The following is an 18,907-nucleotide window of genomic DNA, read 5'->3' on the forward strand; positions in this document are numbered from 1 at the left end:
ACCCCCTATCGATTGAAAGGGGGTTAACTTCATTTATTGTGCCTTTAAGGAACTTGCTTCTGAAAAAATGGTATGCCTTTTTTTCTTCATAAATATAAAAATTAGCAATGCGGTAATACCTTCTGCGACAGGGAATGTCCACCAAATAGCTTGTGGGCCAAGGAGTTTAGGCAATAGTACGAGAGCAGGGATAAATAATAGAATACTACGAAGTAACATGATGGTTGTTGCAAGACGTATTTTTTCAATTGACTGGAAGAATTCTGCAAATACCATGTTCACTCCAAGGAATACATACCCAATTGCAAAATGTACAAAGCCTTGTGTAGCCATATTGCGAATGTCAAATGTGCTATCACCAAATAATGCAATTAGCTGAGAAGGGAATAACGTAGCAATAATGACAGTCGTTAAACCTATAATAATTGCAGTGGCAATACCTATTTTCAATAATGCTGTTAATCTGTCAATCAACTTCGCACCGTGGTGATAACTAACTAGTGGTTGTAGGGCCATACCGATGCCAAGGAATACTGTTAACAGTACAGTATGAATATAGTTAACCATAGCATAAGCAGTAACGCCGTCTGAGCCTAAATAATGTAAAAATGTAACATTGTATAAAATAACCATTACAGCGACGGAGGCTTCAACGATAAAGCTTGGTAGCCCAATAGCGAATATTTTCTTTAAATCAGATATGCTGAAAAATGTACGGACAAATTTTAATTCGGATTGCTTTCGGAAGAAGTGTAGGCATAGCACCGACATACCGATTATTGTGGAGATTGCTGTAGCTAGGGCACAGCCAGTTACGCCGTAATTGAGTACGAAAATAAAGATGTAGTTTAAAATAATGTTTAACACAGATGTAGTGACTAAGCCCATCATCGCAAGCTTTGGATTGCCATCATTTCGAATAAAAATACTTAGTAAGTTTTCAATTGTATAGAACACACCGAAAATCAAAATAACATGTAGATACTCTTGAACATAAGGGAAAGTAGCGTCACTTGCCCCGAATATATAGGAGATTTCCTTTAAATTTAATAAAAGGATTAGAATCAGTGTCATGACGACAACGATCATTGTTGTAAATGCTAATGTAAAGAGCTGATGCGCTCGTTTTTTATTACCCTCACCGAGGGAAATTGAAAATAGTGTTGCTCCACCCATACCAATCCAAAGGGAAATGGATAGTAAAATCGAGAAAATTGGTACGGCGATATTTACTCCTGCTAAAGCGGCTGGTCCCACTCCGTGACTAACGAAAATACCATCCACTAAAATATTGACTGACATCAGCAACATACCAATCATAGCCGGGAATAAATATGATAAAAACAAGGGCCTAAGTGGCCTTGTTTCAATTGGATTAATGGTAGTCATCAGCATGTACCTCCTTTACCATCACCTTTTTTCCTTTAGTATCTAGCTCACCGTTAAAGACGAAGCCAAACTTTTTATATAACTGAATAGCTACTGTATTGTTGTCATAAACGCTTAAATATATATTTTGACAGCTGTATTTAGCTACTAAATATTGAATAAGCTGCTGTATAAAGTATTTTCCCAATCCTTTGTGTTGGTAGCGCTCATCAATGAAATAGCGATCTAACCAAACCCGTTGTGAATTGTCCTTTTCTGGGAACACGCCATACATAGCGAAGCCGACTGCATTATTTTCCTTATATAATCCTACGGGGATAAAGCGTTTATCTGTTTTTGCCTCCGCTAAGCATTGTTGTGTACTTTCAATAAAATCTTGCTGATTATCAGCAATGCGTAATGCTAATACTTCCTCTTTGTTTAAAGCTGTAATGTCACGAATTTCCGTGAACATAATGTCAAAACCTTTCTATTTTTAATTTCTTTCAGCAGATGTCACGGAAATCGGAAAGGGATCCTTATGCAATCACAAACCGACTCCGGACTCAATTATGCAGTGGCATAATTAATTGTGAATAGCTACAATCTAATGTATATAGTTACTATATAGTCAAGGAGGGAAACTTAAAAATGTTTAATAAAAATGTAAAATATTTTACAACTGGTGAGTTTGCTAAAATTTGTAAGGTCAATAAACAAACGTTAATTTACTACGACCAAATTGGCTTATTATCACCAATTATGAAAGATGGTAAAGACTACCGTTATTATTCTGTTGCGCAATATGAATTTTTTAGTGTGATCGAGCTATTAAAGGCGGTCGGCATGTCTTTAAAAGATATTCAAAAATATATGGCAGAAAAATCACCTGAAAATTTTTTAGACTTAATGTATCAGCAAAAGGAAATTGTAGCGAAAAAACGCCGGGAGCTGGAGATGATTGAAAGCATTATTGATGTCAAAATCGATTTAACAAAAGAAGCCTTACACCTTGATTTTGATAGCATTACGATTGAACATCTGCCAGAGGCAACGTTGTATTTAAGCAAAAATATCGAGGACTCGACGGAAGAACAGTTTACGAAGGCTGTTTCAGACTTTATTGATGAACTAGATCGCTCGCAATTAGACACAGGCTATCCCATTGGAGGGATTACAAGAAGAGAGCAAATATTAGCCGGAAATTATGATAACTATAGTTACTTGTATATAGAGCAACCGAATCCACGAGAAGGCCATCCTTATTTCGAAGCGATTGAAGGGGATTTTATTGTTGGATACCATGTAGGGACGTCCACTACATTGGGTGAATCATATGAGCGATTATTTAAGGTCATGCGAGAAAGGGGCTTTGAACTAGGGAAATACGTATATGAGGAATATATTTATGACGCCGTTATTAAAAATCGTGAAGAGGATTATGTAACGAAAATTATGATAGAAATTAAAAAGGGTTGTTGATCAGTAGTATGCACTCTAGGTACAAAAAATAGTTGGTGAATAAAAGGGGAAAGAAGAATGAACTATTTCACAATATTTGCATCTAAGAACAACATTGATGATATTGAGTTTAAAATTTCAGATGTTTTTGCAAAAGGTTTTGCTATTGGTAAAAATGAAAACGAGTATTTTTTAAAGTCCAAGGCGCTGTTTAAAAAACATAAATTAATCATTAGAGTCATGTCTGAAGATACGAATCCAGACTACTTCGTTAATAATATTCCTGGGATGATGGGGTATTACAATAACATTCCTTTTGAAGATGATCCGTTAAAAGAATTAGTGTTGACTCAAATATCCGTTTTAAATACAGTGATTGCGATCGAATCAGAAAAAGAAATAAATGAAGACCAGTTGCTGTTATTTACGGACTTGCTATCAAAAATAGGGGGGATTGGCTTTTTACCGAATGGCACTTTGTTAGACGATGAAGGGGCCGTTATTGTTTATCCTGAAGGGCAATCAGGACCGTCCAATTTCAGACCTCAAGCGTGTACACACAAAGTAATGGGACAAGAGGTGTCATCAGAAGAAGGGGAGCAAAGAAAAAATAACACGATAGCTTATCTAAAGGAAAGAGCTATTCCATATACAGCTTCACTCCCTCAGCTCCCACCAATTGAGAATTGTCAGTTTAAAACCCAAGAAGACATTGCTAGAAGAGCTGTAGCTCTGTTAATTGTTATTCAATTTACTTGTGATGTGGCACAATGCGGAAATGTGGAAGAATCGCGGGACTTTTTCGTTAATATGTTACGCACATATAAAGTGGAAAACTATCTAACTGAAAATGAAAGAGACTTTTTACAAGCTTCAGAGCCAGATGTGCAAGAAGCCATTAATATTTCGTGGCAATACGAGGCTTATTGGACGCTTATTTGGGCACTTGGCTTTGTTGAAGAGCTTGATTTTCCTGATGAAGTATGCGATTGCGAGTATGCCATTCAAGTTGTTTCTAACTGTGAAACATTTGAACAATTTTATCTTCAAGCTGTCATGCGTAGTCAGGAAGAGATTTTGGATGAAGCCGACAAAATCTACAGATATCATTGGGCTTGCGTAGATAGTCGTATACAAGAACGACCAGCTCCTGTGGGGATGAATGAAAGTATCGTTATGGAAAGACGTAGGGGCTTGTTCTGGATGATAGGGCATCGTAATGAAGAATGGGATTCTATTTCGATGGATACTTAAATTTAAAAGAAAAATAGCAAACTAGAAGTAGAAACTAGTTTGCTATTTTAATAATATTATTTAATCCTGTATTAATGTGCAGTAATTTACTTTACCGAAAGTGAAGCGTCAGGTGCAAACCTCACCTCAAAAGTAAGAAAGGACTGCCCGTAAAAACTCGAATGGTAAAGACTAATAATCAGTGGGGATGAAGAGACCCCCACTGATTAAAGTTTTACTTTATATAATTCGGCTTACTTACTTTATCAATCAGAAGAATCTAAAGCTACGCGTTCTTCTATCGCCGGAACTGCTGCGGATGCATTTGAACCTCCGTTGAACGCTACAAAGCTTGTTAGTGCGATACTTAATGATAATAAGACCTTACGTTTCTTACCTTTTGTCACTCTCTATCAGTCCTTCGTTATATGTTAAGACCAATTATAGATAGTGAAGTTTAAAGTAAAAGGGGAGTTTATTTAAATTTGGTCAAATGTCATTGTTTTGGATTATTTAAGCGGAGGAAGGTAAAAAAACATCTCCAAAGTGTAAGTACACTGTAGAGATGTAATTTTATTTATAGTGATACGTGCTAGCTCTAGGATGATTCCGTTGTATTTGATTGAACCATGCACGATCCTTTTCCTCTTGTTTTAATGTACTAACAATGGTTGATGAGCAGCTAACACAGATTTTTGCCTGAGTAATTTGTCCACAGCGTTCACAAGGTGCACCTAAATTAGGGAAAATCGATTTTTTTAACTTTCCGGCTTTTACCCATTTATGGAGTAGGTCTGATGAAACCCCAGTTAATGCAACTACCTCATCGTTCGTTAAATAGCGATTATTTTTTCTTAGTAAAAAATGATGTAATTCTGAAAAAATATCTTCTTCTCTCACATCAATCCTTTTGGTGAATAGCAGCATATTTATTACTCTCCCTGTTTATATTAATTGATGACTTCTCCTATATTGTCATTTACGTTGTTAGGTTGATCGTCATATTTATAGTTTTCCCAACGATTTCGTGCTAGTTTTCGATATTTATTGGAAACATGTCGATCTGCAATTAATCGAGAGAATCCTTTTTTCGCCTCAGCAATATCTCCAAGTCGAAGGCTTAATTCTGCATGTAAATATTGAATTCTCTCTCCGCCCTCTTGATTGGATGCAAAAGATTTACTGTAAAAGTCTCTTGCAGCAAAGAGGTAGCGCATTTCCGATTCATGATCATTTTTTAAGCGATATAGCCATGCTATTTTTAGTGCGAAATTGGCCATAAGAAGTGACTCTTCCATTGATGCTCTTGATACAAGATAGGCTAATTTAAGGCTTACAATGGCATCATCAATCGTACGGTCTTTGCAAATATCCATTGGTTTTTGTAGCTCTTTAATGTAAAGCTCATCTATAAGAAGCATGAAAGGTCCATACGTTCTTGTCATTGATTTGTGGTAAGCGTAGCCACAATGCGGACAAACGGCAACCTCATATAATAACGGGTTTAAACCCTCATAAACTGGCATGAAGTCTGTTTGTTCTTCGATAATTTTATATCGATTAGGGCGTACTTTATATGTAGTAAAATGCTTTTTACAAAACTTACAATCCACACTACTTTCATAGTAGTAAATGTTAAATGCCATCAGAATCAACTCCTTTCCACTCAAATAATAATTTCATCTCACTACCCTCACCTCTGACGGTAGTGAGATGAATGTGGATATATTTCTTTTGTTCTATTTATATGAAGGACAATGTCGTTCAATATATTTAATTTAGTTTCTCTTATATTAACAATTCTATGTTCTTTGGTATACTCCTTTAGAATTATTAAAATAAAAATGTTCATTACTTTCTTAGTTTTTTGAAATTTAGGTATGTACCCGTAATAGTGTTTATCGGTGTAGTTAAAGCAAGTTATACATTCTTTTAAGTTTGTCAAAATACGTACATATATTTAATTAAAAAAGTTATTGCGTATGTAATATTACCTATAATTAATTTCGGTATAAAGATGTTTCTTAATGTAAAATTAAAATTGTATTAGTTGGAAAAATATAGAGTTGGATGTTGGCCAATAAGAGGAGTCATACAACGCTTGCCTGTAGTGAAAATTAGCCATTTAATTATAGATTTATCATCAATGCACCTGGTGAAAATATACAAAATGAAAAGGAGAGAACAATGGATTATAAAATTGTATTTTTTGACGTAGATGGAACGCTTGTTAATTATGAAGATGGTCGTATGCAAGAAAGTACAAGGAACGCTATTCAACAATTAAAGGATAAAGGAATTCATATTGTAGCTGCTACAGGAAGACCTTTATCAATGTGCCAGGATTTAAGAAATGTAGGAATAGAGACGTTTATTACAGCTAATGGTGCATATGTTAAGCACCAAGATCAAGTCATACATAAAATACCGGTCGCCAAAGAAGTGGTCCAAGTAGTGAAGGCTTTTGCTGATGAAAATAAACAAAGTCTATCGTTTTTCACAGAAACATTATCAATGAATAACGTCCAAGAAAAAAAGACATTAAAAGCTATGAAAGAAACATTATCTTTGCGGGAGTTTCCCGTTATCAATGAAGATATTGTAACGCAAGAAGTGTATTTAATGTGTTTATATGTTGATGAGGATATTGAGAAAAAGTATACCTCTACATTTCCTCATTTATTATTTAAAAGGTGGCATCCTTACATTACAAATATTTTGCAACAGGATATTTCTAAGTCTATTGCTGTTCAAGCTGTACTAGAATATTTCGACTTGAGTACAGAAGAAGCACTTGCTTTTGGGGATGGAGATAATGATATCGACATGCTAGAGAAGGTCGGCTTTGGTATTGCAATGGGTAATGGTAGTGAAGCATTAAAAAATGTCGCTAATTTTGTAACAAAGAAATCAACAGAAGATGGTATTGATTATGCTCTTCGTGAGCTAAAAATCATTTAATGGAAAAAATCGTATTAAGTTCATAGCTCTCATGTTGATCGTGTTTCTAAAAAGGAAAAAAATCTAAATAAATGATTAAGAAAGGTCTGGTTCAATATGTATTGAATCAGACCTGTTGCTATATTAAGGCAATATAGCAAATGAGCGGACAGGGAATCCAGATGCTTTTTCAGGCTTTGCCACAATATTGAATATAACGGCGCCTTTTGGAGGTAGCTTATCCAAATTTGTCATAAGCTCAATTTGATAAGTATCTTGCTCAAGCACAAAATATTCGCCATCTAACTTACCGTTTTTACGAAAATCTGTTGCTGAATCCGTATCAAAAGTTTCGTGGCCAATCGCACTTACTTTTCGTTTGTTGAATAAAAATTGCAACGCTTCTAATCCCCAGCCAGGAATATGATTATTGCCATCAGCATCTTTGTTGCTGAAAGCCTCTTTATCTGGCCAACGTTTACTCCAATCGGTGCGTAGCGCAACGAAGGTACCTTCTTCAATTTCTCCATATTCAGCTTCAAAGTTAATAATATCTTGAACGCTTAACGTGTAGTCGTTGTTAATTTCAGCTTCCTTCGATTTATCAATAACGATGAGTGGGAGTACTAGTTCTTTTAGCTCCAATTCCTCTAAATAGCGTGTTTCTCTCACGAAATGGATTGGTGGGTCGATATGTGTTCCGTATTGCCCAGGGAAAGTGAATTGTTGTGCAAAGAAGCCATCATCATGCGAAAATAATGTTTCAAATTTTGCATCATCAAACATAAAGAAATGAGGAGAGTTTGGACCGAATGTATGTGTTAAATCAACCCATTCTTTTGATTTTAATAGTTGTATTGCTTGTAAAAGTTCGTTTGTCATTATAGTTCCCTGCTTTCTGTTAATTATTTTGAATGCAACAATAAAAAAGAGCCCTCCTTGTAGAAGAGGACTCTTGTGCAGAAGCAAATGCAGTAAGTCTTCTCATCTTCAAGGCTAAATTTTGCCATTTGGAATTAGCACCATACCTATAGGCTGGTTGCTGAGACTTCATAGGGCCAATCCCTCCGTCTCTCTTGATAAGAAAATAAAATATAAGAATTTTCGGAAATAAAATTTATGAATACTTTAGCATATTTATATATAGTTTACAAGTTCAGTAGGGATACGTGGTTATAATTCATAAAGAAGATGCTAAAGGCAAAAAAAAGAGGCCCTCTTCAAAGGACCAACTTTTCACCAACCCAAAATTAGTGTTAGCTTACAACAGCCGCTATCAGTAAATAGTATACGAAATCCATCTGGTGTATAGGTAGTATCGAATTTTACCGTAATGCCTGTTGACGCAATTAACTTTTCAACTTCTGTTTTATTTGATTGTTGTGCTGCGTTCATAAGATCATGTGCAAATTGCTCTGATTCATCAATTTTATCCGTAAGTAATTGTGCTTGCTGCATAATAACTTTGATTCGTTTCGCAGAAGTCTTTAATTTTACTGTATTGATGGATGGAAATGGACCTCTATTCGTTGGGTCAGGCATTGCTAGATGTTTAGAAGGTAGTTGAGTAGTTGGTTGATTTGCCATTACCCATGCCGGATAATAATTAGGATAGACAAAATACGGATAAGGATTGTAATACACTAAATTCCTCCTATCCTATAGTTGATACATTATCTTATGTACAACAGAGACTTTAGGTGTTAATGGCCGTGCTTTGAAAAGCTTGAGCGAAAAGGACCTCAGTTCAACGGCTTAAATCCCGATCAATTTATTCTTCTTCAAAAGGAGTTATTAAAATGGATATTCGTGCATACATAAAAAATGGTTTTGAAATTTACTATGAACGTTATAATCAGGTGTCTGAAGATGGATTTTGTAGATGGATGTGCCCGGATGTACCTGAAGAAATGAAGGTAGTTGATATCGATGCAGAGTGGTCTGTGTGGAGAATGATTCCTTCCACCGTAACGGAGGGAGATATTCAAACGTTAGAAAAAGAGTTCGGACTTAATTTTCCCGAATGGTATAAAGCTTTTATTTCAACGTATCATCATTATTTTGGTGTAATACCTGACCAAAGTATTGAGGATCCTTTAAATAATGTAAGAGATATGTTTAATCCATCATTATGCAGTTTAGGATATCTTCCATTTTCGTGGGATACAGAGTATGGAAAAATAATTTGTATTGATTTAAATAATAATGCTGATGAAGAAAGTTGTGCCATATATGAAATTGAACATGAAATTTTATTTGAAGATGATGCCGATATTCTATTGTCATTAGACTATCTGTATCCAAATTTTAAGGCATATTTTGATGATACTTTCCTTGAATCTAATAAATAGCAAAAAGGAAGGGGCATTTTAGAAAGCACCTTCCTCACATTTTTTATTTATAAGAAACGTACCTATTGTTTGTTTCTATCGAAGATTAACCATAGGAACGTAGTAGCTGCAGCAATCATCACCATGCCGAATCCGTATATAGGAGTATGCGCTAATGATTGTTGGCGAACGATAATTCCTCCAATGTATGATCCTAGGAAAATACCAATGTTAAAGGCCGAAATATTTAATGCTGAAGCCATTGAGATAGCTGATGGTATATATTTTTCAGAAATCTGAACGGCATAAAGCTGTAATCCCGGTACATTCATAAACATAAATAGTCCCATAATTAAGACCATTATTAATCCACCGATGGATGATTCTAAAAAGAAGTTGATGCCGAGTAGAGATAATGCTAAGCCGATAAGGATAATAAAGATAGAACGTAAAGGGTTATTATTCGCAAAATGACCACCTAATGTATTACCGATGGCAACGCAAATACCGTATACAACTAAAATCACGACTATTGCTTTAGGTGAGTAGCCCATATACTGCTCTAAAATTGGTGAAATATACGTATATACTACGAATGCGCCACCATATCCGATGGCAGTAATAAAGAGAATTAATAACATTCGTATATTCCCTAATACTTTTCCGATATCGCGAATTGATATTGGATTGCTTTTCGATAACTGACTAGGAACAAGTATGGCATTACTAATTAATCCGATAATACCTATGATCACAATGAAAATGAACGACATTCGCCAATCAGTTACTTGTCCAATAAAAGTTCCTAGTGGGACACCAGTCACAGTTGCTAATGTTAGCCCTGTGAACATAAAAGCTATTGCGCTTGCTCGTTTATTAGGCGCAACAACATCTGCAGCGATAACAGAGGCAATAGACATAAACACACCATGTGCTAATGCTGAAATAACACGCCCAGTTAGTAGTAATGAGAATGAGGGTGCTATTGCTGCAAGTAAATTACCGATAATAAACAACACCATAACAAGCAGTAATACATTTTTGCGACTTATGCGCGATGTTAATGCTGTTAAAAGCGGTGCACCAATAGTTACTCCTAGTGCATATATAGATACGGTTAAACCCGCAGTACTTAATGATATATCAAAATCTTCTGTAATTAACGGAAGTAGTCCAACGCTTATAAATTCTGTAGAGCCGATACCAAATGCACTAATCGCAAGTGCGAGTAATGTTAGTTTGGCATTCGGCACTTTTGTATCTTTCATTCTATTAATATCTCCTTTGATTTTTTTTATAGTATATAGTAATATTCATACATATCGTAAAGTTATATAGGGTACTTTTAGTTACTTTTGAATATTACAGGGGGTTCACAATGAAAAAAGTTTTTAATATTGGTGTTGAAGCCACTCTTGAAGTAATTGGGGGTAAATGGAAACCTGTTATTCTTTGTCATCTTAACCACCATGGTAAGATTCGTACGAATGAATTTCGCCGATTGATTCCAGGCATTTCGCAAAAAATGCTAACAACCCAATTGCGTGAATTAGAGCAGTCTGGCTTAATTAATCGCGAGGTTTTCAATCAAGTACCGCCAAAAGTTGAATATTCGCTAACACCTTATGGCCAAGAGATGGACCCTGTGCTGAACATGCTTTGCACTTGGGGTGAAAAACATATCGAAATGATGCAAGATCAAGGTGAAGATGTACTAATAATGCAACGTGATGAAGATATCGCAATACAACATACATCTTAAATAGATTGGAAAGAGACTGTCTAAGAGAAGAAAATAAGACAGTCTCTTTCACATTTACATAGCTATCGTTTACATGACAAAATCAAATTCATCTGGATTTGGTCCAACACGTTGATCTAGATTCATGGCGTTAATGATTGCCATCTCTTCATCAGTTAGTGTGAAATCAAAAATATCAGCGTTTTGAATCATGCGTTCTTTACGCACAGATTTTGGAATTGTGACGATACCATTTTGAATATCCCAGCGTAAGATAACTTGAGGATTTGATTTCCCGTATTTTTCAGCTATTTTAGAAATAGTTTCATTTTCAAGAAGTCCACCTTGCATTAATGGTGCCCAAGCTTCCATTTGGATATTGTGCTCTTCACAGAATGAACGTACCTCAGTTTGTTGTAATCGTGGATGAAGTTCCACTTGGTTAATAACTGGTTTGATACGAGCGATTTTAAGAAGATCTTGTAAGTGTGATACTTGGAAGTTACATACCCCAATAGCTTTAATTTTCCCTTGCTCGTATAAATCTTCAAGTGCTCTCCAAGATTCTGCAAATTTATTTTTACCTGGCCAATGAATAAGATAATGGTCTAAATAATCTAGCCCTAATTTTTTTAAGCTGTCTTCGTATGCTGCGATTGTCTCTTCGTAGCTTAAGCCATCGTTCCATACTTTAGATGTAATAAATAAATCTTCGCGTTTTAAACCAGTAGTTGCTAGTGCTTGACGAATACCTTCACCAACACCTGCTTCATTACCATATATAGCAGCAGTATCGATACTACGGTATCCAACCTCGATTGCATTTTTTACCATTTCCGCTGTAACATCATTCGGTACTAGGAATACGCCTAGACCCATACCAGGCATTTGTAAGCCGTTATTTAATGTAATTTTATCTTGTAAATGATTAATCATTTTTCTGTCCTCCAATTTTCGTTTGTGCTTCGTTGCTTTCTCATTATGCTTCCATACCATTGCAAAAAAAAGTACGCACTTTTTAGTTTCATAGAAACGTAGAGGTTACTTTTGTGAGATATCAATGGTTCACAGAGAGAAATTTTTATTATTTTTGTAGTTCGGTCTTCTACGTAGATTACAATTAGTGGTAGAAAAGTAAATCTTATAGGGTGGTGAATGAGGAGTGGTAATGACGAAAAACTTAGCAGATCACTTTGAAATGACGGAAATCAAGATGTTTGAGTCGAGGCTGAATGCAATTAAGGAAATTCAGAACAATGCTATGGGAGTTGAGATTGGTCAATTTGATGGTGCCTATGCTTTCTCCATAAAAAATATCCCTGGTCCCTCTTACAATGTTGTAAAGGGTGATGGCTTGGGCTCGGAGAATACGATAGATAAAATCCTTAGTTTTTATAGAACAAGAGAAATACAAGCTCGTTTTGATTTAGCCCCTCAATATGTAAATGCTACTTCGCTACAAAAATTACATAATGCTGGTCTTTTTCAGAGTGATTTTCATGCAACATTATACTGTGAGCTAAATGAAGAGACGGTAAGGAAAATAAAGAATTCGTGCATTAAAATAAGACAAATCAATGAAGACGAATTTGATCGTTACGGAAATATCTATGTTGAAGGTTTTGGTATGCCAGCATTTTTAGCTGAAAGTGTTGCGACAAATAATCAAGTGTTGCATGACAAACCCGGTTGGTCATTTTATATCGCTTCTCTTCAAAACGAGGATGTTGGTGTTGCTTCTTTATATGTACATAATGGGACGGCCGTTTTAGCGGCCTCTGCTGTGAAACCAATTGCTCGTAATCAAGGAATTCACCAAGCGTTAATACAGTTTCGTATCAACGAATCCCTCGAACAAAATTGTAGTGTAATAATAGGGCATGCCAAATTTGCATCCATTAGCCAAAACAATATGGAACGTTGTGGATTGAAAATGGCTTATACAAAGAGTATATGGACAGAAGCAACATGAGGATTGTCAAGAAGCTAGAAGGGGATTCAATGCTTAAGATAGAATAAGTAATTGAATCTTTTATAAAGGAGAGAGTGGGATGAATCGTTTAAATTTAATCACATTGGGTGTAAAAAATATGGTCGAGTCTCTTAGATTTTATAGAGAGGGTCTAGGGTTTGAAGTGATTGTTTATGGTGAAGAAACAAATCCGGATGTTATTTTCTTTAATAATGGAGGGACAAAAATCTCGCTGTTTCCGATTGAGCGTTTAGTAAAAGATATTAACGAAGCAAATCCACCGGCGATTGGCAATGGCTTTAATGGGATTACGCTTGCTTATAATGGAAAGTCAAAAGAAGAAGTTGATCAAGTATTTGATTTAGCTAAAAAGGCAGGGGCGGAAATCGTCAAGGAGCCAGAAACTGTATTTTGGGGTGGCTATAGTGGCTATTTCCAAGACCCAAACGGCTACTATTGGGAAGTTGCTTACGGAGACATGTGGCAGTTTGATGATCGTGATATGTTGATTATTACTGAATAAAAGAAGAAAGACGTATTTGGAGGGAATCCAAATACGTCTTTTTATAGTTAGCCTGTTTTATCACCCAACTTTTTAATTTTATCGACATATCCCTAGCCTTAGATGTGATTTATTAAACGAATCTCTCACTTTACAGACAATGATTGAGTACAAATCTATGAAATCGTATAATACAAATATGCTTTTAATAACATTTATTTCAAATATATAGAGTAGATTGGGAGGTTTACCATTTTGTATAATATATTGTACGTAGAAGACGAAAAAGAGATTGGTCAATGGGTGACAAAGGATTTAACGGAAAGAGGCTATGAGGTTACATGGCTTGAATCTGGAGAAGAGGTCGATCAGCACATAGCTTGTAAAGATATCGCTATATTGGATGTGATGCTACCAGGCTTAGATGGCTTTTCAATTGGCAAAAGAATTAAGCGGGAAAATAAAGAAATCCCGATTTTAATGCTGTCAGCACGAACTGCTGTTGAGGATAAAATAGAGGGCCTTAACTTCGCAGACGATTATTTAACGAAGCCATTTCACCCAGATGAACTTATAGCCCGTGTAGAGGTTTTACTAAGAAGATATCAAAAAAATGATGATGTATTAGATCTTCAGCATTTAAAAATTTATACGAAAGATATGCGGATTATCAACAAGGAAACTAATGAAGAAATTCAATTAACGGGTAAGCAATTCTATTTATTACAGTATTTTATTCGCCATTTAAATCAAATTTTAACGAAGGAACAGCTCTATGAAGGTGTCTGGGGAGAAAGCTACATAGATGGCGATAAGACATTAATGGTACATATTCGATACTTAAGAGAAAAAATAGAAATAAATCCAGCTAAGCCAACAATTATTGAAACCATTCGTGGCATTGGATATAGGGTGAAACAATGAAATTTTTTCGTTCATTATTAGTTAAGTATATGTTAATTATTTTGTTCGCTATTTTTATTGTCCAAATATCATACCTTGCTATAGCCCTTTTCGTGTTTGGCCTTGGACAAACTGGTATTTCAAATGAAGTTCTCGTAGAAAGCGAAATGGAGCAAAAATGGCATACGGAAGCCAAAAGTATAAAAAACTTTACAGATGAAGTAATTACTCAACATTTCAAGGATTGGCAGAAGCAATATCCAAAATCATCTATGTTTTGGGTAAGTGAAGATGGAGCTTTACTCACAACATTAAATGTGGAGGAACAGCTTCCATCTAAATGGACCCCAGCGTATACTACAAAATTTATTAAAGAGCGTTATGGTGGTGATCCATTTACAGTCATCGCTTTTTTAGGTGATGACGAATCCAATGGATTTATTGTTTTTGAAATTCCAAAAGAAATGTTTAAGCCGCCACTTATTAATGTGTATGAGCAATATGGGAGCTTTGTACTTTTTGGTGTTGTTGCGATTATTTTATTTTTCATTATCATCTCCTTTTTATTTTTCAGAGGGATTCGAAAACGACTATTGCACCTACAGGAAGCAATGGAAATTCGTGATGTAGATGGCTTACCTATTGAAACGAAGGTCAAGAAGAAGGACGAAATCGGTCAGCTCGAACAAAGCTTTAATCGCATGGTATGTGAGCTTAGGGAAAGTAAGAATCGTGAGCAGAAGGAAGAACAGTTAAGACGCGAATTGATTGCTAATTTATCACATGATTTACGAACGCCATTAACGAAAATACGTGCACAATCCTATTCAATTAGTAAAGAAACATTATCAGAGGATGGGAAACAAGCGATTAAGGCAATGGAAGCATCGATTGTTAGTGTTGACGCTTTAATAGAAAATTTAATGTCCTATACATTACTGATGGCTAGCAAATATAAATTTGAGGCAAAAGAAATTAACGTTATTCGTTTTGTGCGTGAGCAAATGACTACATGGTATTCAGTGTTCGAAAAGGAAGGCTTTGAAATCGATATTGAACTACATTCATTTGAGAAAAATGAATGGCAAGTGGATCCGATTTGGCTTGGACGAATATTTGATAATTTATTTCAAAATATATTACGCCATGCAAGTAGCGGGAAATATATTGGCGTGGAAACCGAATCGACGGAGCATTATGATGCATTTATCATAAAAGATCACGGGTACGGAATGAAAAATGAATCAAATGCTAAAGGCGCTGGTATCGGCTTATCTATAGTCGATATTATGGTGAAGGGCATGAATTTAGATTGGGATATTGAGTCAAGTGAATCTGGCACCAAGATTAAAATTAAACACTACAAGTAGAATAATCCGTGAAGTATGTTAAGGCATGCTTCATTTCATACTTAGATTGATTGTCTAAATAGTATGTTTGCAAAGCTTATGGCATCTGTTTTTTGGATTCATAATCCATGCAGAATTCGTGGGAAAAGGGCGGAGTAGTACTTTATAGTAAGGTGATTGGAATTGCTTTCATAAGATATCTTCTTTTTAATTGTTCAAATGTACGCTATGTAAATAAGGTGATCTTCGTTACGACTGGGCGACTCCTTGGGGATCAGCAATAGAGGAACTGAGGCTAAGAGCATCACATCCTGTGATAACGCCTCCGTGACCAACATCGTGTTGGCCCGAGACCCTGGAGCGAGCATCGCGAGCGAAGCGGGTAGAGGAACGAAGGCTAAAAGCATCACGTCCTGTGATAACGCCTTCGTGACCAACATCCTGTTGCCCCGACGCCCTCAGGAAGCTCTGCTCTGTGCGAAAGCGAAGCGGCAGCAACAAATGTTTTAACTGTGCGAAAGCGAAGCGTCAGCAACAAATGTTTTAACTGTGCGAAAGCGAAGCGACAGCAACAAAGCGCCCAGCCGGAACGGAAATCAACCCACGTAATGATAAAATGTCTTTTTTAAACAAAATTTAACCTTGAACCTTACCTATTTTTAACCTTCATTTCTTATGATAATTACAGAGGTGAGGACAATGGAATATATCGTACAAACAGAAAACTTATCAAAGAGCTTTGGTAAAGAGCAAGCTGTATCAAATATAAATTTAAAAATACGCAAAGGTGAAATATATGGATTTTTAGGACCGAATGGAGCGGGGAAAACGACGACAATTCGTATGCTTCTTGGCCTAATGAAGCCATCTTCTGGGACTATTAAAATGTTCCAAAAAGATTTAACGAAGGAAAGAATTAATATTTTATCAAAGGCTGGCTCATTAGTAGAGAACCCTTCTTATTATCCACATTTAACGGCCTATGAAAATTTAGAAGCGTTAAGAAAAATTTTAGGTGTACCGAAGTCACGTATCGATGAAGTGTTAGAAATTGTTCGTTTGAAGGATGCCGCAAATAAAAAAGTAAAGGGCTTTTCTCTTGGAATGAAACAGCGTTTAGGTATAGCTGCATCGTTGTTACATAATCCAGAATTACTTATTTTAGACGAGCCAACGAATGGTCTTGATCCATCTGGTATTATCGAAATTCGTAATTTGATTAAACGACTGCCTTCAGAGTATGGAATGACAATTATTATTTCAAGCCATCTATTATCTGAAATTGATCAAATGGCTACGCAAGTAGGTATTGTGACAAAGGGAAAAATGATTTTCCAAGATTCAATTGAAGCAATGCGTAGATTTGCCCAGCCAAAGGTAGTCATTAAAGTGAGCGACGGTGAAAAGGGCTGGCGTTCATTAGTAGCTAATGGCATTAAGGCAGAACATAAGGATGACCTCATTTTATTTGATGAATGTTCAGATGAAAAGGTTGCACATATTGTACAAATCCTTGTACAAGAAGGCATATCGGTTTACCGAGTAGAGGAAGAGAAACGATCTTTAGAGGATATTTTCCTTCAAATGACAACAGGAGAGCAAGCACTATGATAGGGAAACTGTTAACTTCTGACTTTTTGAAAATTAAACGCAAAGGATTATGGTTTTTAACAGCTTTAGGACCAATAGGTGTTGTTGCTCTACAAATGGTGAATTACGGTGTAAGAAGGGACTATTTGTTAGAGCAAAGTGAGGACGATTGGGGCTACTATTTATTAAATGTTCATTCATTTACACCACTTGCTATCGTTTTAGGGATTGCTATTTTAACTTCATTTATAGCGAGCATTGAAAATGAAACGAACGCGTGGAAGCAATTAATTGCACTACCGGTGTCTAAATTAACGGTGTATTTATCAAAGTTCACTGTTCTAGCAATTCTACTGTTCTTGTCTTCCACGATTTTAATGCTAATGACACTGGCTTACGGAGTCTTTTTAGACTTAGGCGATAGTACACCATATATGGAGATTGCTAAATTTGCTTATTATCCATATTTTGCAGCGCTGCCAATATTGGCACTTCAACTTTGGATTGCAAGCGTTTGTCATAATCAGGGGATCCCAATTACAGTAGGTATTTTCGGCGTGATTTTTGCGTATTCCTCCTTTGTATTGCCGGATTGGATGATTTGGAAATGGCCATCTTTAATGAATCAATGGGATGAGCCCGTTATAAATGTCATGCTTGGAATCAGCATTGGTATTTTGCTGTATATTATCGGAATGATAGATTTCGCTAGAAGGGATGTAAAGTAAATGTGGTCAATACTGAGCGCTGAATGGTTTAAACTGCGAAAATCTAAAATGGTGCCAATCATTTTAGCAGGGCCGATAATCGGACTTTTTATCGGATTAACATCAAACTTAGAATCTAATACGCAAGATCTTGATGTGAATCCTTGGTACATTTCTTTGTTTTCAATGAATTTAACATACGCATTATTGTTTCTACCTTTAATTGCAGGGGTACTTGCAAGTCTTATTTGTAGATATGAGCATCAATCTGGCGGTTGGAAACAGCTTTTAGCATTGCCGGTAACAAGAGGGAAAGTGTTTGCTGCAAAATACGTGTTAATTATGATTCTTATGATGGCGATGCAATTACTATATTTATGTTCAATATTTGCTGTAGGTATGATAAAGGGCTATACAGACCCTCTCCCGATGGAAATTGTCTGGAAGAGCATTATTGGAGGATGGGTAGCGACATTGCCATTAGTAGCTTTGCAGTTGTGGATGTCTATCATGTTTAAAAGCTTCGCTGCTCCATTTGCAGTTAATGTAATTTTTACTTTACCTTCTATATTAGCAATCAATTCAAAAACTATCGGACCTTACTATCCATGGGCTCAACCATTTTCAATGATGTATGTTGGAGGCAATACGGACGATGTATTCTTCGTGCCTTGGGATCAATTATTAACAGTTGTAGGAGGAGGTTTCTTACTGTTTTTCCTTGGAGGATATTTATATTTCCAACGAAAAGCTGTATAAAGTGCTGCTAACGCGGAATAACTTTTTTATAAATAAAGGGAGGCTTTTTTAA

General features: G+C 36.0%; 21 protein-coding genes and 1 riboswitch. Of the genes, 12 read left to right on the plus strand and 9 right to left on the minus strand.

The genetic code is table 11. The features are described 5' to 3' along the window. Window positions 1-33 precede the first annotated feature (33 nt). The gene (locus ACFTQ7_RS10675; protein ID WP_386828614.1) at window positions 34-1,389 is read right to left on the minus strand and encodes an MATE family efflux transporter; all 1,356 of its coding nucleotides are present in this window, start codon (window positions 1,387-1,389) and stop codon (window positions 34-36) included. Beyond that, window positions 1,376-1,843 carry a GNAT family N-acetyltransferase gene (locus tag ACFTQ7_RS10680; protein WP_386828616.1) on the minus strand — a complete coding sequence of 156 codons (468 nt, stop codon included), beginning with the start codon at window positions 1,841-1,843 and terminating at the stop codon, window positions 1,376-1,378. The genes ACFTQ7_RS10675 and ACFTQ7_RS10680 overlap by 14 nt, the downstream gene beginning before the upstream one ends. Window positions 1,844-2,019: 176 nt before the next feature. Between ACFTQ7_RS10680 and ACFTQ7_RS10685 the strand changes: the two genes are divergently transcribed. After that, entirely contained in the window at window positions 2,020-2,850 is an 831-nt protein-coding gene (locus ACFTQ7_RS10685; protein ID WP_386828618.1) for a MerR family transcriptional regulator, read from the plus strand. Window positions 2,851-2,907: 57 nt separating this feature from the next. Beyond that, window positions 2,908-4,083: a DUF4272 domain-containing protein gene (locus ACFTQ7_RS10690; protein ID WP_386828620.1), complete on the plus strand. Its 1,176-nt coding sequence runs from the start codon at window positions 2,908-2,910 to the stop codon at window positions 4,081-4,083. Between the two features lie 245 nt (window positions 4,084-4,328). Here the strand turns inward: ACFTQ7_RS10690 and ACFTQ7_RS10695 are convergent, their stop codons facing one another. The 3 genes from ACFTQ7_RS10695 to ACFTQ7_RS10705 all read right to left on the minus strand — a co-directional run bounded on the left by ACFTQ7_RS10695 (window position 4,329) and on the right by ACFTQ7_RS10705 (window position 5,708). After that, a complete protein-coding gene (locus ACFTQ7_RS10695; RefSeq protein ID WP_386828622.1) occupies window positions 4,329-4,469 on the minus strand; it encodes a hypothetical protein in 141 nt (46 codons plus the stop codon). A gap of 166 nt (window positions 4,470-4,635) precedes the next feature. Next, window positions 4,636-4,989, minus strand: coding sequence for a hypothetical protein (locus ACFTQ7_RS10700; RefSeq protein ID WP_386828623.1), 354 nt, complete (start codon window positions 4,987-4,989; stop codon window positions 4,636-4,638). A gap of 23 nt (window positions 4,990-5,012) precedes the next feature. Continuing rightward, window positions 5,013-5,708 (minus strand): DUF2225 domain-containing protein, encoded by a 696-nt coding sequence (locus ACFTQ7_RS10705; protein ID WP_386828625.1) that lies wholly within the window; start codon window positions 5,706-5,708, stop codon window positions 5,013-5,015. Window positions 5,709-6,249: 541 nt separating this feature from the next. Between ACFTQ7_RS10705 and ACFTQ7_RS10710 the strand changes: the two genes are divergently transcribed. After that, window positions 6,250-7,023 (plus strand): Cof-type HAD-IIB family hydrolase, encoded by a 774-nt coding sequence (locus tag ACFTQ7_RS10710; RefSeq protein WP_386828627.1) that lies wholly within the window; start codon window positions 6,250-6,252, stop codon window positions 7,021-7,023. 123 nt (window positions 7,024-7,146) lie between these two features. On the opposite strand, the gene ACFTQ7_RS10715 is transcribed toward ACFTQ7_RS10710, so the two are convergent. Both ACFTQ7_RS10715 and ACFTQ7_RS10720 read right to left on the minus strand, forming a co-directional pair. Beyond that, the gene (locus tag ACFTQ7_RS10715; RefSeq protein ID WP_386828629.1) at window positions 7,147-7,884 is read right to left on the minus strand and encodes a cyclase family protein; all 738 of its coding nucleotides are present in this window, start codon (window positions 7,882-7,884) and stop codon (window positions 7,147-7,149) included. A 99-nt stretch (window positions 7,885-7,983) separates the two neighbouring features. Next, window positions 7,984-8,088, minus strand: a riboswitch (SAM riboswitch). Between the two features lie 150 nt (window positions 8,089-8,238). Then, on the minus strand, window positions 8,239-8,646 hold the full coding sequence (locus ACFTQ7_RS10720; protein WP_386828631.1) for a YuzC family spore coat inner layer protein: 408 nt from the start codon (window positions 8,644-8,646) through the stop codon (window positions 8,239-8,241). 155 nt (window positions 8,647-8,801) lie between these two features. Between ACFTQ7_RS10720 and ACFTQ7_RS10725 the strand changes: the two genes are divergently transcribed. Continuing rightward, window positions 8,802-9,353 (plus strand): SMI1/KNR4 family protein, encoded by a 552-nt coding sequence (locus tag ACFTQ7_RS10725; protein WP_386828633.1) that lies wholly within the window; start codon window positions 8,802-8,804, stop codon window positions 9,351-9,353. Between the two features lie 62 nt (window positions 9,354-9,415). On the opposite strand, the gene ACFTQ7_RS10730 is transcribed toward ACFTQ7_RS10725, so the two are convergent. Continuing rightward, window positions 9,416-10,600 carry an MFS transporter gene (locus tag ACFTQ7_RS10730; RefSeq protein WP_386828635.1) on the minus strand — a complete coding sequence of 395 codons (1,185 nt, stop codon included), beginning with the start codon at window positions 10,598-10,600 and terminating at the stop codon, window positions 9,416-9,418. A gap of 110 nt (window positions 10,601-10,710) precedes the next feature. Here ACFTQ7_RS10730 and ACFTQ7_RS10735 point away from each other — a divergent pair, with 110 nt between their 5' ends. After that, a complete protein-coding gene (locus ACFTQ7_RS10735; protein ID WP_386828637.1) occupies window positions 10,711-11,094 on the plus strand; it encodes a winged helix-turn-helix transcriptional regulator in 384 nt (127 codons plus the stop codon). 69 nt (window positions 11,095-11,163) lie between these two features. On the opposite strand, the gene ACFTQ7_RS10740 is transcribed toward ACFTQ7_RS10735, so the two are convergent. Beyond that, on the minus strand, window positions 11,164-12,009 hold the full coding sequence (locus ACFTQ7_RS10740; RefSeq protein WP_386828639.1) for an aldo/keto reductase: 846 nt from the start codon (window positions 12,007-12,009) through the stop codon (window positions 11,164-11,166). A 232-nt stretch (window positions 12,010-12,241) separates the two neighbouring features. Between ACFTQ7_RS10740 and ACFTQ7_RS10745 the strand changes: the two genes are divergently transcribed. The 7 genes from ACFTQ7_RS10745 (at window position 12,242) to ACFTQ7_RS10775 (ending at window position 18,855) form a co-directional block, all read left to right on the plus strand. Beyond that, window positions 12,242-13,045 carry a GNAT family N-acetyltransferase gene (locus ACFTQ7_RS10745; protein ID WP_386828641.1) on the plus strand — a complete coding sequence of 268 codons (804 nt, stop codon included), beginning with the start codon at window positions 12,242-12,244 and terminating at the stop codon, window positions 13,043-13,045. Window positions 13,046-13,124: 79 nt separating this feature from the next. Further along, window positions 13,125-13,568, plus strand: coding sequence for a VOC family protein (locus ACFTQ7_RS10750; RefSeq protein ID WP_386828643.1), 444 nt, complete (start codon window positions 13,125-13,127; stop codon window positions 13,566-13,568). Window positions 13,569-13,802: 234 nt separating this feature from the next. Further along, window positions 13,803-14,471, plus strand: a complete 669-nt coding sequence (locus ACFTQ7_RS10755; RefSeq protein WP_386828645.1) for a response regulator transcription factor — start codon at window positions 13,803-13,805, stop codon at window positions 14,469-14,471. Continuing rightward, window positions 14,468-15,820, plus strand: a complete 1,353-nt coding sequence (locus ACFTQ7_RS10760) for a HAMP domain-containing sensor histidine kinase (protein WP_386828647.1) — start codon at window positions 14,468-14,470, stop codon at window positions 15,818-15,820. The genes ACFTQ7_RS10755 and ACFTQ7_RS10760 overlap by 4 nt, the downstream gene beginning before the upstream one ends. Before the next feature lie 678 nt (window positions 15,821-16,498). Further along, entirely contained in the window at window positions 16,499-17,410 is a 912-nt protein-coding gene (locus tag ACFTQ7_RS10765; RefSeq protein WP_386828649.1) for an ABC transporter ATP-binding protein, read from the plus strand. Beyond that, on the plus strand, window positions 17,407-18,117 hold the full coding sequence (locus ACFTQ7_RS10770) for an ABC transporter permease (RefSeq protein WP_386828651.1): 711 nt from the start codon (window positions 17,407-17,409) through the stop codon (window positions 18,115-18,117). Before ACFTQ7_RS10765 ends, ACFTQ7_RS10770 begins: the two co-directional genes overlap by 4 nt. Continuing rightward, the gene (locus tag ACFTQ7_RS10775; protein WP_349659421.1) at window positions 18,118-18,855 is read left to right on the plus strand and encodes an ABC transporter permease; all 738 of its coding nucleotides are present in this window, start codon (window positions 18,118-18,120) and stop codon (window positions 18,853-18,855) included. It abuts the gene before it with no gap. Window positions 18,856-18,907: the final 52 nt, after the last annotated feature.

The organism is Lysinibacillus sp. NPDC056959 (genome assembly GCF_042674095.1).
Classification (GTDB): Bacteria; Bacillota; Bacilli; order Bacillales_A; family Planococcaceae; genus Lysinibacillus; species Lysinibacillus zambalensis.

Bases quoted from the DNA above. Each gene is read 5' to 3' on its own strand.
- ACFTQ7_RS10700 (WP_386828623.1), bottom strand. From the start codon at position 4,989: ATGCTGCTATTCACCAAAAGGATTGATGTGAGAGAAGAAGATATTTTT.
- ACFTQ7_RS10765 (WP_386828649.1), top strand. From the start codon at position 16,499: ATGGAATATATCGTACAAACAGAAAACTTATCAAAGAGCTTTGGTAAA.
- ACFTQ7_RS10735 (WP_386828637.1), top strand. From the start codon at position 10,711: ATGAAAAAAGTTTTTAATATTGGTGTTGAAGCCACTCTTGAAGTAATT.
- ACFTQ7_RS10750 (WP_386828643.1), top strand. From the start codon at position 13,125: ATGAATCGTTTAAATTTAATCACATTGGGTGTAAAAAATATGGTCGAG.
- ACFTQ7_RS10710 (WP_386828627.1), top strand. From the start codon at position 6,250: ATGGATTATAAAATTGTATTTTTTGACGTAGATGGAACGCTTGTTAAT.
- ACFTQ7_RS10705 (WP_386828625.1), bottom strand. From the start codon at position 5,708: ATGGCATTTAACATTTACTACTATGAAAGTAGTGTGGATTGTAAGTTT.
- ACFTQ7_RS10760 (WP_386828647.1), top strand. From the start codon at position 14,468: ATGAAATTTTTTCGTTCATTATTAGTTAAGTATATGTTAATTATTTTG.
- ACFTQ7_RS10730 (WP_386828635.1), bottom strand. From the start codon at position 10,600: ATGAAAGATACAAAAGTGCCGAATGCCAAACTAACATTACTCGCACTT.
- ACFTQ7_RS10740 (WP_386828639.1), bottom strand. From the start codon at position 12,009: ATGATTAATCATTTACAAGATAAAATTACATTAAATAACGGCTTACAA.
- ACFTQ7_RS10725 (WP_386828633.1), top strand. From the start codon at position 8,802: ATGGATATTCGTGCATACATAAAAAATGGTTTTGAAATTTACTATGAA.
- ACFTQ7_RS10690 (WP_386828620.1), top strand. From the start codon at position 2,908: ATGAACTATTTCACAATATTTGCATCTAAGAACAACATTGATGATATT.
- ACFTQ7_RS10745 (WP_386828641.1), top strand. From the start codon at position 12,242: ATGACGAAAAACTTAGCAGATCACTTTGAAATGACGGAAATCAAGATG.
- ACFTQ7_RS10680 (WP_386828616.1), bottom strand. From the start codon at position 1,843: ATGTTCACGGAAATTCGTGACATTACAGCTTTAAACAAAGAGGAAGTA.
- ACFTQ7_RS10715 (WP_386828629.1), bottom strand. From the start codon at position 7,884: ATGACAAACGAACTTTTACAAGCAATACAACTATTAAAATCAAAAGAA.
- ACFTQ7_RS10685 (WP_386828618.1), top strand. From the start codon at position 2,020: ATGTTTAATAAAAATGTAAAATATTTTACAACTGGTGAGTTTGCTAAA.
- ACFTQ7_RS10675 (WP_386828614.1), bottom strand. From the start codon at position 1,389: ATGACTACCATTAATCCAATTGAAACAAGGCCACTTAGGCCCTTGTTT.
- ACFTQ7_RS10770 (WP_386828651.1), top strand. From the start codon at position 17,407: ATGATAGGGAAACTGTTAACTTCTGACTTTTTGAAAATTAAACGCAAA.
- ACFTQ7_RS10775 (WP_349659421.1), top strand. From the start codon at position 18,118: ATGTGGTCAATACTGAGCGCTGAATGGTTTAAACTGCGAAAATCTAAA.